Annotated in this window: 16 protein-coding genes; 10 read left to right on the forward strand and 6 right to left on the reverse strand. The window is 53.6% G+C overall.

From position 1 onward, the window contains the following. Positions 1-16 precede the first annotated feature (16 nt). Complete coding sequence (locus ETR37_RS19070; RefSeq protein ID WP_011229778.1) at positions 17-181, reverse strand: hypothetical protein; 165 nt, start codon at positions 179-181, stop codon at positions 17-19. Then, positions 178-423 carry a YgaP family membrane protein gene (locus tag ETR37_RS04720; RefSeq protein ID WP_129446979.1) on the reverse strand — a complete coding sequence of 82 codons (246 nt, stop codon included), beginning with the start codon at positions 421-423 and terminating at the stop codon, positions 178-180. The genes ETR37_RS19070 and ETR37_RS04720 overlap by 4 nt, the downstream gene beginning before the upstream one ends. 95 nt (positions 424-518) lie before the next feature. On the opposite strand from ETR37_RS04720, the gene ETR37_RS04725 reads away from it, so the two are divergent. From ETR37_RS04725 to ETR37_RS04760, 8 genes are all read left to right on the forward strand, one after another. Beyond that, positions 519-2,264 carry an adenine deaminase C-terminal domain-containing protein gene (locus ETR37_RS04725; protein ID WP_129446980.1) on the forward strand — a complete coding sequence of 582 codons (1,746 nt, stop codon included), beginning with the start codon at positions 519-521 and terminating at the stop codon, positions 2,262-2,264. A gap of 27 nt (positions 2,265-2,291) precedes the next feature. Continuing rightward, positions 2,292-3,302, forward strand: coding sequence for a DUF3048 domain-containing protein (locus tag ETR37_RS04730; RefSeq protein ID WP_190300054.1), 1,011 nt, complete (start codon positions 2,292-2,294; stop codon positions 3,300-3,302). Between the two features lie 92 nt (positions 3,303-3,394). Beyond that, positions 3,395-3,730 carry a YerC/YecD family TrpR-related protein gene (locus ETR37_RS04735; RefSeq protein WP_011229782.1) on the forward strand — a complete coding sequence of 112 codons (336 nt, stop codon included), beginning with the start codon at positions 3,395-3,397 and terminating at the stop codon, positions 3,728-3,730. A 97-nt stretch (positions 3,731-3,827) separates the two neighbouring features. Then, positions 3,828-4,547, forward strand: coding sequence for a heptaprenylglyceryl phosphate synthase (gene pcrB, locus ETR37_RS04740; protein WP_033004788.1), 720 nt, complete (start codon positions 3,828-3,830; stop codon positions 4,545-4,547). Between the two features lie 28 nt (positions 4,548-4,575). Next, positions 4,576-6,750 (forward strand): DNA helicase PcrA, encoded by a 2,175-nt coding sequence (gene pcrA / locus ETR37_RS04745; protein WP_060788548.1) that lies wholly within the window; start codon positions 4,576-4,578, stop codon positions 6,748-6,750. A 20-nt stretch (positions 6,751-6,770) separates the two neighbouring features. Next, positions 6,771-8,783, forward strand: a complete 2,013-nt coding sequence (gene ligA, locus ETR37_RS04750) for an NAD-dependent DNA ligase LigA (protein ID WP_129446981.1) — start codon at positions 6,771-6,773, stop codon at positions 8,781-8,783. Beyond that, the gene (locus ETR37_RS04755) at positions 8,780-10,003 is read left to right on the forward strand and encodes a CamS family sex pheromone protein (RefSeq protein ID WP_033004787.1); all 1,224 of its coding nucleotides are present in this window, start codon (positions 8,780-8,782) and stop codon (positions 10,001-10,003) included. The genes ligA and ETR37_RS04755 overlap by 4 nt, the downstream gene beginning before the upstream one ends. Positions 10,004-10,178: 175 nt before the next feature. Continuing rightward, positions 10,179-10,736: an LOG family protein gene (locus ETR37_RS04760; RefSeq protein WP_020753986.1), complete on the forward strand. Its 558-nt coding sequence runs from the start codon at positions 10,179-10,181 to the stop codon at positions 10,734-10,736. A gap of 84 nt (positions 10,737-10,820) precedes the next feature. Here the strand turns inward: ETR37_RS04760 and ETR37_RS04765 are convergent, their stop codons facing one another. The 4 genes from ETR37_RS04765 to ETR37_RS04780 all read right to left on the reverse strand — a co-directional run bounded on the left by ETR37_RS04765 (position 10,821) and on the right by ETR37_RS04780 (position 14,534). Next, positions 10,821-12,296 carry a flavin monoamine oxidase family protein gene (locus ETR37_RS04765; protein WP_015373824.1) on the reverse strand — a complete coding sequence of 492 codons (1,476 nt, stop codon included), beginning with the start codon at positions 12,294-12,296 and terminating at the stop codon, positions 10,821-10,823. Between the two features lie 102 nt (positions 12,297-12,398). Then, positions 12,399-13,175, reverse strand: a complete 777-nt coding sequence (locus tag ETR37_RS04770; protein ID WP_015373825.1) for a VOC family protein — start codon at positions 13,173-13,175, stop codon at positions 12,399-12,401. Positions 13,176-13,204: 29 nt separating this feature from the next. Then, on the reverse strand, positions 13,205-13,774 hold the full coding sequence (locus tag ETR37_RS04775) for a hypothetical protein (RefSeq protein ID WP_041470379.1): 570 nt from the start codon (positions 13,772-13,774) through the stop codon (positions 13,205-13,207). A gap of 184 nt (positions 13,775-13,958) precedes the next feature. Next, the gene (locus ETR37_RS04780; protein ID WP_015373827.1) at positions 13,959-14,534 is read right to left on the reverse strand and encodes a Uma2 family endonuclease; all 576 of its coding nucleotides are present in this window, start codon (positions 14,532-14,534) and stop codon (positions 13,959-13,961) included. A 365-nt stretch (positions 14,535-14,899) separates the two neighbouring features. On the opposite strand from ETR37_RS04780, the gene gatC reads away from it, so the two are divergent. After that, positions 14,900-15,190: an Asp-tRNA(Asn)/Glu-tRNA(Gln) amidotransferase subunit GatC gene (gene gatC / locus ETR37_RS04785; protein WP_013144149.1), complete on the forward strand. Its 291-nt coding sequence runs from the start codon at positions 14,900-14,902 to the stop codon at positions 15,188-15,190. 12 nt (positions 15,191-15,202) lie between these two features. Next, positions 15,203-16,660 carry an Asp-tRNA(Asn)/Glu-tRNA(Gln) amidotransferase subunit GatA gene (gene gatA / locus ETR37_RS04790; RefSeq protein WP_060788546.1) on the forward strand — a complete coding sequence of 486 codons (1,458 nt, stop codon included), beginning with the start codon at positions 15,203-15,205 and terminating at the stop codon, positions 16,658-16,660. The last annotated feature ends 8 nt before the right edge of the window (positions 16,661-16,668 follow it).

Raw genomic sequence — 16,668 nt, forward strand, 5'->3', positions numbered from 1 at the left:
AATGCCAAGCCGCAGATCATTTTGCTTTCTTCTCTTTCGTTGACAGTTGGCACTCTTCATTGGCCGTTTCGATACATAGCAGCACGTATCGCTCACGATGCGAAAAATGTTGCCGAATGACGGTGGAATGGAAGACATCGGCAAAAGCGGTGCGCAACGTCGGACGGATGTCCTCCCTCATGTCGGATTGACGACCGCTTCCTTTTCCTCTTCAAACAGCTGCCGGCGCTGCATATTGTCAAACAGGGCGGTCATCGGACAAAAACGGGTGATCCCTTCTCCGACTTTCATCGCCCCAAGCAAAGCGGCCCACAAATAGGATGTGCACCATGGCCGCCGGGCGAGGCGGGCGGTGGCCCAGGCGATGACAGTCAGGCCAACCGTGATGCGAATCAATGCGTTCACAATGCCGATATTCGCCATCGGTCTGTCCCCTCCTTATATTTTTATTGTGAAAGTCGCTTTTGTGCGTTAAAATGGTTGTATGGAACGATTAGGAAACAAGGGACGGGGTGTCAATGGGCGAACAACGTTACCGATGGAAAGGCAGCGAACTGCGTGCACAAGCAGCGGTGATTGATGGCAAACAATCGCCGACGAAAGTATTGGTGAACGCCACATATTTGCATTCGTATTTTCGTGAATGGGTAAAAGGAAACATATGGATCCATGGCGACCGCATCGTGTATGCCGGAGAGCGTCTTCCCGATCGTGTCGACGAGGCGTGTGAGATCGTCGACTGCCGTGGGTACGTGCTCGTTCCCGGCTACATTGAGCCGCATGTTCATCCATTTCAATTATATAATCCCCATTCGTTTGCTCGTTATGCAGCGGCGCACGGAACAACAACACTCCTCAACGATAACTTGTTTTTGCTTTTGCAGCTCGATGATGAAGACGCGCTTTTATTTTTACAAGAAATGAATGCGCTTCCAACGTCGATGTATTGGTGGTGCCGGTTTGATGGGCAAACGGAGCTCGAGCGCGAAGAGGAACAAGTGTCCAATGCTCGGATCAAGCGCTGGCTTGACCAAGAGGCGGTGCTTCAAGGCGGTGAGTTGACCTCATGGCCAAAAGTGGCGAGCGGCGATGACATCATCTTGTATTGGATGCAAGAAGTGCATCGGCGGCGCCGCAAAATTGAAGGGCATTTTCCGGGGGCGTCGGAAAAGACGCTTGTCAAAATGGCGCTCTTTGGCGCAGATGGCGATCATGAGGCAATGACGGGAAAGGAAGTGCGCATGCGCCTTTGGCACGGCTATACCGTCGCGCTTCGGCATTCCTCGATTCGCCCGGATTTGCCGGTGCTGCTTGAAGAGATGAAAGCGCTTGGCATCCGGCATTATGATAAATGCTTGTTGACGACGGATGGCTCGCCGCCGGCGTTTTATGAGAATGGGGTGATCGATTGGCTGATCCGCATCGCGATCGAGCATGGCGTGCCGGTGATCGATGCCTATGCGATGGCGACGATCAACGCTGCCCGCCACTACGGCATCGAGCATCTTCACGGCAGCATTGCCACCGGCCGCATCGCTCATATCAACTTTTTGCGCTCGGCTCACGATCCGACGCCGGCGCAAGTGCTCGCCAAAGGCGAATGGGTGAAGCGCGATGGAGAAGCGCCGCCTCTCTGGCCGGCGCCGGAATGGTCTCGGTTTGGCATTCGGCCGCTTTCGTTGTCATGGGAGCTTGAATGGGATGATTTGCAATTTTCGATGCCGATGGGGCTGCGCATGGAAAACGCCGTCATTTTAAAACCGTATTCCGTGTCGATCGATACGTCGCGCGACCGTTTAGGGCATGACCATGATGAGTGTTTTCTGGCCTTGTTTGACCGAAACGGCCGCTGGCGCGTCAATACGATGTTGAAAGGTTTTTCATCGGTGCTTGGCGGGCTGGCGAGTTCTTACTCGAACACCGGGGATTTGATTTTGATCGGCAAGCATAAGGAAGATATGATGCTCGCCTTCCGGCGGATGAAGGAGATCGGCGGCGGTATTGTGCTCGCTGAGGACGGAGAGATTTTGTTTGAGCTCTCGCTTCCTTTAGGCGGCATGATGTCCTCCTTGGAGGTGGATGAATTGATCAACGAAGAAAAAACGTTCGTCCGTTTGTTGCGCGAGCGTGGATATCCGTTCGAAGACCCGGTGTATTCGTTGCTCTTTTTGCAATCGACCCACCTGCCGTATGTGCGCGTCACCCAACGCGGGATTTATGATGTCATGCACAAAACGGTACTCTTTCCTTCGATAATGCGGTAAAATAAAAAAGAAAAGGTTGTGTGTCCATTGAAACATTGGCTGTTCGCTGTCAGTTGCGCGGTATTGTTGTTAGGCGGCTGCACGACCAAAAGCGAGCCGAAGCACGCCGAACCGGCTCCTCGGCAGGAGCAGCCGTCCAAGCCTCGGGCGGAGGAACAACAAACGTTCCCGCTGACGGGGCTGCCGGCGAAAGGGAACATCCATCAGCGGGTCGTCGGCGTGATGATCAACAACCACCCGAAGGCGCGCCCACAGTCGGGATTAAGCAAGGCGGACATCGTGTATGAGGTGCTCGCCGAGGGCGATATCACCCGTTTGTTGGCGTTGTATCAAAGCGAATTGCCGGAGCGGGTCGGACCGGTGCGAAGCGCGCGTGATTACTATATTGACTTGAGTGAAGGTTACCATGCACTGTATGTATGCCATGGCTGGAGTCCGGAGGCGAAAGCGCGTCTTGAGGGAGGCGGAATCGACTATTTGAACGGATTGTTTTATGACGGCACATTGTTTCAGCGCGTCCCGTTCCGCAAGGCGCCGCACAACTCGTACATTACGTTTGCCAACATTGAAAAAGGGGCGGAACAAAACGGGTATGCTTGGACGGATAACGTTCCCCCGCTATCGTTTCGCACCGATGAGCCGAGCGGCAAGAAGGTCGGGACGGTTCACATCGCCTATTCGCATCGCGCCTATGCCCAGGTCGAATACCAATATGTTTCGGAACAAAAGGGGTATTACCGGTACAGCGGCGGCGAGCAAACGATCGATTATGATACGCATAAGCCGGTTGTCGTGCAAAACGTCATGATCATCGCCGCCCACCATCAAGTGGTTGACAGCCACGGGCGGCGCGACATCGACCTCGTCTCCGGCGGCAAGGGGTACTTGCTGCAGGGCGGCGTCATGCAGCTGATCGAATGGAAAAACGTCGACGGCCGGCTGCTGCCATACCGCGATGGGGCTCCGATCGGATTCGTGCCGGGAAAAACGTGGATCAATATCGTGCCGGAACTGGCGATCGTCCAGTGGAAATCATAACCGCCTTGTCTGTTGCAAGGCAAAGGGGCGGTGGATTCGCAGATTGGTTGGCTACAACATTTTTCCCGCCAAAACGCAAGGAGGAAGCAGCTATGCAAATTGACAAACTGCGCGGCAGAGAGTTGGATCAACTGTTTAAAGCGATTTTATCGCTGCGCGATTTAGAAGAATGTTACCGTTTTTTTGATGATTTATGCACCGTGAATGAAATCCAGGCGCTCGCCCAGCGGCTTGAGGTCGCCCGCATGCTGCGCGAAGGATATACGTATCACAAAATCGAAACGGAAACCGGAGCGAGCACGGCGACGATTTCGCGCGTCAAGCGCTGCCTCAACTACGGCAATGATGCTTACGCCATGGCGCTCGATCGCATTAAAGAGGAGCAACAGCAAGAAGAGAAAGAAGCCAACGAAGCGGTCACAGACTGACGCGGCAAGGAGATTCCTTCCATTTGCAAAGGAACTCCTTTTCTTTTTGCGGATTTGTTATAATGGAACAATGGAGACGGAGTGGAGGGTTGCCGCTATGGAGGAGATTCGCGCTTGGCGCCATGTGTTTAAACTCGACCCGAATAAACCGATTGATGACGAGCGCCTTGAGCGCCTTTGCGAGTCGGGAACGGATGCCGTCATCGTCGGCGGAACCGACGGGGTGACCATCGACAACGTGCTGGATTTATTGGCTCGCATCCGCCGTTTTTCGGTGCCATGCGCGCTCGAAGTCACCGACGTCGAAGCGCTGACGCCGGGATTTGACGTATATTTGGTTCCGATCGTGTTAAACAGCCGGCAGGCGGAGTGGATCATCGGCCGTCATCATGAGGCGGTGAAACAATACGGCGATGTCATGAACTGGGATGAGATTTTCGCTGAAGGTTACTGCATTTTAAATCCAGCCTGCAAAGCGGCGGAGCTAGCCGAGGCCGACGCGGCGCTCACCGATGATGATGTCGTGGCGTACGCCCGCCTCGCCGCACATTTGTACAGGTTGCCGATTTTTTACCTTGAGTATAGCGGCGTCTATGGCGATCCGTCTTTAGTGGAAAAAGTGAAACAAGTGCTTGATCAGACGCAGCTGTTTTATGGTGGAGGGATCACAACGCCTGAGCAGGCGGAGCATATGGCGCGTTATGCCGATACGGTGGTCGTCGGCAACGCGATTTACGACGAGTTCGAACAGGCGTTGGCGACGGTGGCGGCGGTGAAGCAGATGGCTGGTCAACGCAGCGGCGATGATGGAAAATAGAACATATGGTTTATTGGTGGTGGACATGATGAATTTTTTATCGGAAAAGCTGCTTGCGCATTTAAACAAAGAGCAGCAAGAAGCCGTTAAAACGACAGAAGGCCCATTGCTCATCATGGCGGGAGCGGGCAGCGGAAAAACGCGCGTGCTGACGCACCGGATCGCCTATTTGATGGCGGAAAAACAGGTGGCGCCGTGGAATATTTTAGCCATTACGTTTACGAACAAAGCGGCGCGTGAAATGAAGGAGCGGGTGCAGGCGCTCTTAGGCGGGGCGGCGGAAGACGTGTGGATTTCGACGTTCCATTCGATGTGCGTCCGCATGCTGCGCCGCGACATTGACCGCATCGGCATCAATCGCAATTTTTCCATCCTTGACCCGACGGATCAGCTTTCGGTCATCAAAGCGATTTTGAAAGACAAAAATATCGATCCAAAAAAATTTGAGCCGCGGACGATTTTAGCGACGATCAGCGGGGCGAAAAACGATTTGCTCACGCCCGAGCAATTCGCGAAGCGGGCATCGACGTACTACGAAAAGATCGTCGGCGACGTGTACCAAGAGTATCAACAGCGCCTTCTCCGGAATCATTCGCTCGATTTCGACGATTTGATCATGACGACGATCCACTTGTTTGACCGCGTGCCGGATGTGCTCCACTATTACCAATATAAGTTCCAGTACATCCATATTGATGAGTATCAGGACACGAACCGCGCCCAATATACGCTTGTCAAAAAGCTGGCAGAACGCTTTCAGAACATTTGCGCCGTTGGCGACGCTGACCAGTCGATTTACCGGTGGCGCGGGGCGGACATTCGCAACATTTTATCGTTTGAGCGCGACTACCCGAACGCGAAAGTCATTTTGCTTGAACAAAACTACCGCTCGACGAAACGCATTTTGCAGGCGGCAAATGAAGTCATTGCGCATAACGTCAATCGAAAACCAAAGCGGTTGTGGACGGAAAACCCGGAAGGGAAGCCGATCGTCTATTATGAAGCGATGAACGAAGTGGACGAAGCGCAATTTGTCGCCCGCCGCATTCAAGAGGCGGTTGAGAGCGGGGAGCGCCGCTACCGCGATTTTGCCGTGCTTTATCGGACGAACGCCCAGTCGCGCGTCATCGAGGAAATGTTTTTAAAAGCGAACATTCCGTACCAAATCGTCGGCGGCTTAAAGTTCTATGACCGGAAAGAAATTAAAGACATTCTCGCTTACTTGCGCGTCATCGCCAACCCCGATGACGATTTGAGCTTGCTTCGCATCATCAACGTGCCAAAGCGCGGCATCGGCGCCTCTACGATCGACAAACTTGTCCGCTATGCGGCCGAGCATGAGCTGTCCTTGTTTGAAGCGCTCGGCGAGCTGGAGATGATCGGCTTCAGCGCGAAGACGGCCGGGGCGCTCGCCGCGTTTCGCGGACAGCTTGAGCAATGGACGCAGCTGCAAGAATACGTTCCGGTGACGGAACTTGTGGAGGAAGTGCTCGACCAATCGGGCTACCGCGAGATGCTCAAGGCGGAACGGACGATTGAAGCGCAAAGCCGGCTTGAGAACTTGGACGAGTTTTTGTCGGTGACAAAGCATTTTGAAAATGTGAGCGACGATAAATCGCTCATCGCCTTTTTAACCGACTTGGCGCTCATTTCTGATTTGGACGAGCTGAATGGGACAGATCAGGCGGCCGAGGGCGATGCCGTCGTCTTCATGACGCTGCACGCCGCCAAAGGGCTTGAGTTTCCGGTCGTGTTTTTGATTGGCATGGAAGAAGGCATTTTTCCGCATCTTCGTTCACTGGAGAATGAGGATGAAATGGAAGAAGAGCGGCGGCTGGCGTATGTCGGCATCACTCGGGCCGAGGAAGAGCTCGTATTGACGAACGCGCAAATGCGGACGCTGTTTGGCAACATCCAAATGAACCGGCCGTCGCGCTTTTTAGATGAGATTCCCGCGCATTTGCTGGAGACAGTCTCGCGCGGGAAACCGTCTGTTTCCCGTTCAGCGTCCGCTCGCTTGCAGGCAGGCGGCGCCATCGGGGTGTGGAAAGTCGGCGACCGGGCGAACCATCGGAAATGGGGAATCGGTACGGTTGTCAGTGTCCGTGGCGAAGGTGACGACCAAGAACTCGATATCGCCTTCCCGAGCCCGATCGGCATTAAACGTCTGCTCGCTAAATTTGCGCCGATTGAGAAAGTATAGAAAGGAGAACGGGTGAACGTATGGACCGCCAACAAGCCGAACGGCGCGCGGCCGAGCTGCGCGAACTGTTGCACCGCTATGGCTACGAATATTATGTGCTCGACCGGCCGTCCGTCCCGGACGCCGAGTATGACCGGCTCATGCAAGAGTTGATGGCCATCGAGGAACAGTATCCGGAATTGAAAACGAGCGACTCGCCGACCCAGCGCATCGGCGGCCCGCCGCTTGAGGCGTTTCGCAAAGTGACGCATGTTGTTCCCATGATGAGTCTCGCGAACGCGTTTGGCGAAGGCGACTTGCGCGATTTTGACCGCCGCATCCGCCAGGAAGTCGGCGAAGCAGCGTACGTATGCGAGTTGAAAATCGACGGCCTCGCCGTCTCGGTCCGCTATGAAGATGGTTATTTCGTGGAAGGAGCGACGCGCGGCGACGGAACGACGGGCGAGGACATTACAGAAAATTTGAAAACGATCCGCTCGCTGCCTCTCCGCCTGAAAGAACCGGTGTCGCTTGAGGCGCGCGGCGAAGCGTTTATGCCGAAAGCGTCGTTTTTGCGCTTGAATGAGGAGCGAAAAGCCCGCGGCGAGGAGCTGTTTGCCAACCCGCGCAACGCGGCGGCCGGCTCGCTCCGCCAGCTCGACCCGAAAGTGGCGGCGTCGCGCCAGCTCGATTTGTTCGTTTATGGTTTGGCCAATGCTGAAGAGCTTGGCATTGAGTCGCACAGCGAGGCGCTCGACTACTTACAGGCGCTTGGGTTTAAAGTGAATCCCGAGCGGCGGCGCTGCGCCAACATCGATGAGGTGATCGCCTTCGTCAACGAGTGGCACGAAAAACGGCCGCAGCTGCCGTACGAAATCGACGGCATCGTCATTAAAGTCGACTCGTTCGCCCAACAGCGGGAGCTTGGTACGACGGCAAAAAGCCCGCGCTGGGCGATCGCCTACAAATTCCCAGCCGAGGAAGTGGTGACGACGCTCATCGGCATTGAGGTGAACGTCGGCCGCACGGGCGTCGTCACGCCGACCGCGATCTTAGAGCCGGTCCGCGTCGCTGGCACGACCGTGCAGCGCGCCACTCTTCATAATGAAGATTTTATACGGGAAAAAGACATTCGCATCGGCGATGCGGTCATCATTAAAAAAGCGGGCGACATCATCCCGGAAGTGGTCGGCGTCGTCGTCGACCGGCGCGACGGGGATGAAACGCCGTTTGTGATGCCGACGCATTGTCCGGAATGCGAAAGCGAGCTCGTCCGCCTGGATGGAGAAGTGGCGCTCCGTTGCTTAAACCCGAAATGCCCGGCCCAGCTGCGCGAACGGCTCATCCATTTTGCCTCAAGAGCAGCGATGAACATTGAAGGGTTGGGCGAAAAAGTCGTCACCCAACTGTTTAACGCTGGCCTCGTCCACGATGTCGCCGATTTGTACTGCTTGACGAAAGAACAGCTCATCGGTTTGGAACGGATGGGCGAAAAGTCGGCCGCCAACCTGCTTGCGGCCATTGAAGCGTCGAAGCAAAACTCGCTCGAACGGCTGCTGTTCGGCCTTGGCATCCGCTATGTTGGAGCGAAGGCGGCCCAACTTTTGGCTGAGCATTTTGAAACGATGGAGCGGCTGGAAAAAGCGACGAAAGAGGAATTGATGGCCGTGCCGGAAATTGGCGAGAAAATGGCGGACTCGATCATCGCCTTCTTTTCCCAGCCAGAAGCGGCCGAGCTGCTCCATGAGCTGCGGCTTTACGGCGTCAACATGGCATACAAAGGGCCGAAGCGGGCGGCTGAAGCGCCTGCTGACTCCGCCTTCGCCGGCAAAACGGTCGTCTTGACCGGCAAACTCGCGTCGATGTCGCGCAATGAGGCAAAAGAAGAGATTGAACGGCTCGGCGGGCGCGTCACCGGCAGCGTCAGCCGCAGCACCGACATCGTCATCGCCGGTGAGGACGCCGGATCGAAGCTGGAGAAAGCCCAGCAGCTTGGCATTGAGATTTGGGACGAATCACGATTTTTGCAAGAGATCAACAGGGGGAAACGATGAAACGAATCTCACCACTTCGCAGTTTGGTTGCCTGCCGTTGGACGAATCGGGCCCGAAAGCGGTTGGCCGCTGTCGGCCTCGCTTCGATTTGTTTGTTGTCTGCGTGTGCGCCGAAGTTTGACAAAGGTGAGGAAGTCGTGCAAGACAAAGGCAGCAAACAGCAAGAAGCCGTCATCCCGAAATACAACATTGCCGACTCGTATTACCGCGTCATCCTTCCGTTCAAACCGTCCGGGGCCCGTGGGGAGGTCGTCAATGATGTAAATACGCGCCTTGATGTCGACGAATTTGAGACGGGGCTCATGCGCTTGGCCACTGAGCAGTTTCCGGCAGATGAGTACTTGTTCCAAGAAGGGCAATATTTAGACAGTGAGACGGTTGGAAAATGGCTCGCTCGCAAGAAGACGGCTCGCCAGCTGAAGGAAGAGAAAATGAAGCCGGAAGACAACATCGGCTTAAACCCACCGATTGGCGACACGGGAACAAACGAACAAAAAAACAAACAAAGCCCGATTTATTTGGCGAGCATTTTGGAACATGATTATTTGGTGAAGATCGACAACGACAAAGTGAAGCTCGGCGGCATCGCTATCGGCCTGGCGTTAAACTCCGTCCACTATTATTCGACCGAGCAAGGCTATCCGCGGGAGGTCAAAATCAAAGACGATGTCATCGAACGGGAAGGAAAGCGGATCGCCGCCGAGGTGCTGAAGCGGCTGCGGAGCATGAAAGGGCTTGGGAACGTGCCGATTACGATCGCCCTGTACAAACAAGCGCCCCGTTCATCTGTTGTTCCAGGCCACTTTTTCGCCGTCGCCCATGTCGATGAAGGAAGCAGCACCATCGATGATTGGGAGGCGGTGAACGAGGAATATTATGTATTCCCGTCTGATGAGGCGGAAGAGAACCATCGTGATGACTGGCTCAAATTCAACAATTTTAAATCAGATGTTGAAGACTTTTTCCCGAACTACACCGGCATCGTCGGCAGAGGGTTGTACGTCAACGACCAGCTTCAGAAGTTAACGATCAACATTACGATGCCGTTTTACGGCAAAGCGGAAGTGATCGGCTTTACCCAATACGTGACCGGTTTGGTGATGGAAAAATTCCCGGACTACATCACCGTCAACGTCTACATCGCCTCGGCCGGCCAGCCGGAAAGCCTCATCGTGCGTCAGGCGAAAGCAGACGAGCCGTTTGTGCATATTTATCAATGACAACGTGCCGCATCCTCTCTGGACGAGCCAGAGGGGATGCGGTTTTTGCGACGTTGCGGTTCGAAAAGGCTGTTGTAAACGGATTCGGTGGCAGCCTGTCGGTGTGATTTGCCGGATGGGGGACAGACTGATAAAATAATGAAGACCTAGATGCGAGTAAAGGTGTGTCGCGATCATGAAAGCCATCTGTGTGTTTTGCGGATCAAGTTATGGACAAAGTGTAAAATACAAGGAAGCGGCGAAAGCGCTCGGAACGTTTCTCGCCCAAAGCGGCACGACGCTTATTTACGGCGGCGGAAAACGCGGCTTGATGGGGGAAATCGCGGAGGCGGCGCTTCGCCATCAAGGGCGTGTGATCGGCATCATTCCGCAGTTTTTAAAAGACAGGGAAGTGGCGCATGACCGGTTGAGCGAGCTGGTGGTCGTCGATACGATGCATACGCGCAAGGCGAAAATGTATGAAGCGGCCGACGGGTTTATCGCCTTGCCAGGCGGGTATGGGACGTATGAAGAGCTGTTTGAAGTGCTCTCATGGTCGCGCGTCGGCCTCCACCAAAAACCGATTGGCCTGCTTAACGTGGAAGGGTTTTTCGATCCTCTTCTTCATTTGCTTCGGCATACAGTCGAAAACGGATTTGCCGCGCCGGAAGATCTCAAGCTGATCGTCAGCGCCGAAGACGTTCCGACGCTGTATGAGCGGATGAGCCTGTTCCGCCATCATCGTAGACAGTGATGACGGGTCTTTTTATGCGATCATGACGGTGCATTTGATCTTTCAAGGCCAATCAAAACGATGGTGCGGGCTGCCAGTGGTTCATCAAGCCTGTGCATTGTTCACTTCATGGGCGACGCGAATGCCGGATTCAATGGCGCCTTGAATCCATCCGTGGTGGGTGGAAGCGTGTTCCCCGGCAAAATGCACCCTCCCTTCGGGAGTGGCGATATACGGCGACAGCTCCGTCACTTGATTCGGCTTCATCATCGTGAAGGCACCGCCGGAGTACGGATAGCGAACCCAGCTATGGCTCGTTCCGGTTTCAAATTCACGGTATACTTGCTCTCCATAGAGGATCGCTAAATTTTTCAGCGTATATTCCAGTCGCTCTTCATCGCCCAAGCTGTCCCAAGGAATGGTGTCATCTTCCCACGTATAGCTCGCCAATACGACACCTGGCCCCGTGGTGCCAATGCCTTGGCTTGGATATTGTGTATACGTAATCGGCAGATCGGAAACCGCTCTGCCCCCAAACATGCCTTCTTTTTCCCAAAACCGCGTTTTAAACTGGATGCCCGTTTTCGTCGAACCGGCATAGTGAAGTTCACGAATGGCTTTCCATTTGTTTTCGGAAAATGAATGGCGGGGTTCGATGTCGACAAACTGCAAAATCGAAAATGGGATGGTGACGATTGCTCGATCGGCGGTGACTTGAAACGGTTGAAGAATTTTGGTGTGCGTGGCGTGGATGGTGACGCCGTTTTCGCGCTGGACGATTTTTTGCACTTTGTGGCTGAAAAGGATATCATCTTTCAGCTGCGGCAAAAAGGCTTTTGGAAGCCGGTCGTTTCCGCCGACGATTTCGTAAAAACGGATGTTCGGGGTAAACAGCACCATCAATTCACGCAACATTTCCAGAAACGACAGTTCCGGCAATCCCCCAAGCGAAAGAACGGCTTTGATCATATCGATGGCGCCGATGGACAACGATAGGCCAAACGGATTGTAACGCAAATAGGCGTCCAGCGAATAGCGGTCGAGCCGTTCGATGACAATTGGCCAATGGTTTTCCGGATTTTGTTCAATGAATTGAACGACCGGACGAATGGCCATCTGCAATAACTCGGAAGCGGTTTTTCCCCGTTCGTGGGGGGCGACGGGAAAGCCAAAGAGGCCGGGATGCCGCTCATATTCGCCAAGGCGTGCTTTCACACCGCGGAAATATAAAATGTCGCGCGGGGTGCTGTTGATAAACGGGTGGAGCGGCAAGTTGAATTTTTTGATATATTCCAATGTCAATTGATGGGTGTGCGGGATGCGCATCGCGCCGGCTTCGAGATACTGGTCGTCGCGAAAGTGGGAGCGGAGCGTGTAGATGCGGCCGCCGACCCGCTCGGATGCTTCTAAGATGGTGATGCGATGGCCGGCTTGCTTCAGCAATGACGCTGCGACAAGCCCGGCCATCCCGGCGCCGATGATGACGATATGTTGAGGCGCCGTCGTTTTCTTTAAGCCGTGGCGAATAATCGAGATCATCGTTTCCATTGAGAGTTTTGGAGAAACATACGGGTGGGACACGGTTGGACTCCCCCTTTGCCGTTTTCACCGCGCGAGGATGAAGGTGCGGTTATTCCATCTTATTCCGCGGCAAAGGGGAGTATGTGAGAATAGGAATGCCCGTCACGGCCTGGAAACGATATACGTCGCGCCATCGATTTCGATGGAGCGCTGTTCCTGCACCCCCACAATCCGGCACGAAAACGGGCGCGTTGATGGATGACGTCGGTCAGCCTCATAGAACCGAATCGCAATGCCGCCGACAGCGAGCTTCGCATACGCTCCCGCCTCATCGCGCCCCACATCGGGTTTGGGCAAGTCAAACAGCCGGCGGTAGCCGTTGACTGCCCGCTGGAGATCGAGGGTGTAGATGCTAATTGACGACAGCGAAACAGAGCCAATCGGGTGTCTCATGAGCGGTGCCAGCTCGTTCATCCGCACGTCATCGCCGTCGCCCCATTGGATGAAAAACGGATAGCGAAATGCACCGTCTGTGTCGTCTTCGATAAACAGCATCGACCATGTCAGCCGCTTGCCGTCATCGCGCTCGCGGCTGCCGGGGAGCGGACCGATTGGGGTAAACCCGTTTCGTTTGAGATGTGCCGCCACCGCTTCGATGTTGTTCGTGCGGAAGGCAAATTGGGAGAAGCCGTTTCCTTCTTGGCGGTCGGCGACAAGCTGGGCGATGAGCGGATTTCCGCACGTTCTCGCCGCCTGTCTATCAGCAATGCCGATCCATTCAATGTAGCGCAAATGCTCAAAGTAACATAAGGCGTTGTACGTTCCCCATGACGGATGGCGGCCGCCATGGATGGCTGTAAACCCCCATTGTTCAAACGCCGTTTTCGCTTGCTCTGGTCGTTCGGTTAAGTGGACGAGATGGTCAAACACGACATGCATGGCGGCGGCCTCCTCCTAGATGGAATCGATCAGCGGAACAGCATTTCTTTGAGCTTGTAAATGATTCGTTCGTTATCGACGGTGCGGTGGGCGATAAAATTCAAATCGAGCTTGATGTCTTCAATTTGGGCGGACAATTGTTCGTAACGGGAATCCATTTTTTGTTCGAGGCGGTCCACCGTTTGTTTCAATGAGGAAAATTCCCGGTGAAGCTGGTGGATGTCAGCAGCGAGAGCTTCCAGTTTGGCGTCTGTTTCGTCTTGGCGGTGGAGGAGAGCAGCCACGATGCCGTTCAATTCCGTTTGCCCAGCGCGAAGCGAATCTTGTTCTTGACGCAGACGCTGTTGTTCCAAACGGATTTCCTGCTGTTCTTTTCGGATTTCTTGCTGTTCTTTTCGGATTTCTTGCTGTTCTTTTCGGATTTCTTGCTGTTCTCTCCGAATTTCTTGTTGCTCTTTCCGAATTTCTTCTTGTTCCTGGCGAATGGCGATTTGTTCACGCTCGAGCCGCTCTTGGCCTTCTACGAGCTTTTGCAGTGTGCTGTCCATGGCGTTCAGGCGATCAAGCACTTGGGCGAGCAAAGCGTCACTCATCGTCATGATTCCCCCTTTTTTCGTCTGTTATGGCCATTATAGTACATATGTTCGGGGTTGTCAATCAAGAAAATTTGAACATCCATGGCGGACAAACTCCTTCCCATTCCTTGTTTGTCAACGGTTTATTCCATATCGATGCCCAACAATCCTCCCGATTTTTGTCAGCAGCATCCAAAATATGAGATGTTCACATGGAAGCAAATACTTTTGGCAATGAGATGAAGAGCTTTGGAAAAATATGAGGGCAAATCGTTTCATCTTTATAGTGCACTCCCGCTTGGTGAAACTTTTGATCTTGCAAGGCATATTTTTCGACGGTCTCATGAACCGGATCGACAATCCAGTATTCTCTGACACCAGCTTGTTCGTAGTTGTGAAATTTCGTAATGCGGTCGTGTTTGGCGGTAGATGGAGAAAGAACTTCTACGATAAGATCAGGCGCCCCATAAATTCGCTCATCACCAATTTTTTGTTTGTCACAAACAACAATGAAATCGGGAATATACCAATCTTTAATGTCATGAAGAGGAGTATCTTTTGTTGCGAATAAACATACATCGATCGGTGCGACAAATACTTCACACGAGGAATGGTGTAGAAAGTCGAAAAACTGTGCTGACAAAGCTGTCACGATACGTTGATGTCTTGGTGTAGGTGAAGGAGTCATAAATAGGACGCCGTCAATTCCCTCATATCGTTTTTCCTCAGGGAAGTTTACGTAATCTGCATATGTCCATGGATGATTTTGATTTGGCAGCGACATGCAATTTCCCTCCTTGTGCTTTCATTTTATCGTATTTCTTTGAATAAAAAAAGGCGTCACGAGCGATTCCTTCCTGTGTCTAAATTAGGAGCGCGTCCTTTTTCTCCCATCAACCGTTTACTCATGCGAGTGACGTCCTATTGTGCGCTGTTCAGGAAAACGAAATATTCCTACATCAAAATTAAATCCTCCCGGTTTCACGCCTGCCTTCGCTATTGGGGGGTGTTATGGAACGTTGTATTCATTTGCATCGCGAATATGTAGATTGATTCTCGCTCAGAACACGCGGCAACGGTTGCTTCATTCGTTGAAAGTTTGGTATCATCATGGTATTGTGATAGGTCGAACTCGTTGGAGGTGAAACCATGTCGCGAATTTCGATTGACCAAGTCAAACACGTCGCCGACCTAGCGCGATTGGCGATTACGGATGAAGAGGCGGAGATGTTTGCGAAACAGCTCGATGCGATCATTACATTTGCCGAGCAGTTGAATGAATTGGATACGGAGAATGTTCCGCCGACTTCGCACGTGCTTGATATGAGAAACGTGATGCGCGAGGATATTCCAGAACCGGGGCTGCCGCGCGAAGAAGTGTTGAAAAACGCGCCAGATCAGCAAGACGGCCAGTTCCGTGTGCCGGCCATTTTAGAGTAAGGAGGGGGATTTATGTCGCTTTTTGACCATTCCGTGCAAGAATTACATACGTTGCTGCAGAAAAAAGAAGTGTCCGTTTCCGATCTCGTCGACGAATCGTACCGCCGCATCGGCGAAGTGGAAGAGAAAGTGCAAGCGTTTTTAACATTAAATGAAGAACAGGCGAGGGCGAAAGCGAAGGAGCTCGATGACCGGCTCGCCAAAGGTGAAGAAACGAACCCGCTGTTCGGCTTGCCGATCGGCATTAAAGACAACATCGTCACAAAAGGATTGCGCACGACATGCGCCAGCAAAATTCTATACAACTTTGACCCGATTTATGACGCTACTGTCATGGAGCGGCTGCATGCCGCAGGGGCGATCACGATCGGGAAGCTGAACATGGACGAGTTCGCCATGGGCTCGTCGACGGAAAACTCCGGCTTTCAGCTGACGCGCAACCCGTGGGACGTAGAGCGCGTTCCGGGCGGCTCGAGCGGCGGTTCGGCGGCGTCGGTGGCGGCCGGCGAAGTGCCGTTTGCTTTAGGTTCTGATACGGGCGGTTCGATCCGCCAGCCGGCGGCGTTTTGCGGGGTTGTTGGCTTGAAGCCGACGTACGGACGCGTCTCGCGCTTTGGCCTCGTCGCGTTTGCCTCGTCGCTTGACCAAATCGGCCCGATTACGCGCACGGTCGAAGACAACGCCTACTTATTGCAGGCGATAGCGGGTGTCGATCCGATGGATTCGACATCGGCAAATGTTCCGGTGCCAAACTATGTGGAGGCGTTGACCGGGGACATCAAAGGATTGAAAATCGCCGTGCCGAAAGAATATTTAGGTGAGGGCGTCGATGAAGGCGTGCGCCAGTCGGTGCTTGCGGCGCTTGCCGTGCTTGAGAAGCTGGGTGCGGCGTGGGAAGAAGTGTCGCTGCCGCATTCGAAATATGCGCTCGCGACGTACTATTTGCTCGCTTCGTCCGAGGCATCAGCGAACTTGGCTCGCTTTGACGGCGTCCGCTACGGCTACCGGACGGACAACGCGAAAAACTTGATCGATATGTATAAACTGACGCGAAGCGAAGGGTTTGGGGCGGAGGTCAAGCGCCGCATTATGCTCGGGACGTTCGCGTTAAGCTCGGGCTATTACGATGCGTATTACAAAAAAGCGCAAAAAGTGCGGACATTGATCAAACGAGATTTTGAGAACGTCTTTGAACAATATGACGTCATCATCGGCCCGACGACACCGACACCGGCGTTTAAAATCGGTGAGAAAACGAACGATCCGCTGACGATGTATATGAACGACATTTTAACGATTCCAGTCAACTTGGCAGGCGTGCCGGCCATTTCCGTGCCGTGCGGCTTTGTCGATGGCTTGCCGGTCGGCTTGCAAATCATCGGCAAGCACTTTGATGAAAGCACTGTCTACCGCGTCGCCCACGCTTTTGAACAAGCGACCGACTACCATAAGCAAAAACCGGTGTTGTAAGGGGGGGT

This window comes from Geobacillus sp. PK12, from assembly GCF_004123125.1.
GTDB classification, from domain to species: domain Bacteria; phylum Bacillota; class Bacilli; order Bacillales; family Anoxybacillaceae; genus Geobacillus; species Geobacillus zalihae.

What these genes read in the sequence shown, in the direction of transcription:
- ETR37_RS04760 (WP_020753986.1), top strand. Translation starts at nt 10,179, where the DNA reads ATGAAAGCCATCTGTGTGTTTTGCGGATCAAGTTATGGACAAAGTGTA.
- ETR37_RS04735 (WP_011229782.1), top strand. Translation starts at nt 3,395, where the DNA reads ATGCAAATTGACAAACTGCGCGGCAGAGAGTTGGATCAACTGTTTAAA.
- ligA (WP_129446981.1), top strand. Translation starts at nt 6,771, where the DNA reads ATGGACCGCCAACAAGCCGAACGGCGCGCGGCCGAGCTGCGCGAACTG.
- ETR37_RS19070 (WP_011229778.1), bottom strand. Translation starts at nt 181, where the DNA reads ATGAGGGAGGACATCCGTCCGACGTTGCGCACCGCTTTTGCCGATGTC.
- ETR37_RS04780 (WP_015373827.1), bottom strand. Translation starts at nt 14,534, where the DNA reads ATGTCGCTGCCAAATCAAAATCATCCATGGACATATGCAGATTACGTA.
- ETR37_RS04725 (WP_129446980.1), top strand. Translation starts at nt 519, where the DNA reads ATGGGCGAACAACGTTACCGATGGAAAGGCAGCGAACTGCGTGCACAA.
- pcrB (WP_033004788.1), top strand. Translation starts at nt 3,828, where the DNA reads ATGGAGGAGATTCGCGCTTGGCGCCATGTGTTTAAACTCGACCCGAAT.
- ETR37_RS04755 (WP_033004787.1), top strand. Translation starts at nt 8,780, where the DNA reads ATGAAACGAATCTCACCACTTCGCAGTTTGGTTGCCTGCCGTTGGACG.
- ETR37_RS04720 (WP_129446979.1), bottom strand. Translation starts at nt 423, where the DNA reads ATGGCGAATATCGGCATTGTGAACGCATTGATTCGCATCACGGTTGGC.
- ETR37_RS04775 (WP_041470379.1), bottom strand. Translation starts at nt 13,774, where the DNA reads ATGACGATGAGTGACGCTTTGCTCGCCCAAGTGCTTGATCGCCTGAAC.
- ETR37_RS04770 (WP_015373825.1), bottom strand. Translation starts at nt 13,175, where the DNA reads ATGCATGTCGTGTTTGACCATCTCGTCCACTTAACCGAACGACCAGAG.
- pcrA (WP_060788548.1), top strand. Translation starts at nt 4,576, where the DNA reads ATGAATTTTTTATCGGAAAAGCTGCTTGCGCATTTAAACAAAGAGCAG.
- gatA (WP_060788546.1), top strand. Translation starts at nt 15,203, where the DNA reads ATGTCGCTTTTTGACCATTCCGTGCAAGAATTACATACGTTGCTGCAG.
- gatC (WP_013144149.1), top strand. Translation starts at nt 14,900, where the DNA reads ATGTCGCGAATTTCGATTGACCAAGTCAAACACGTCGCCGACCTAGCG.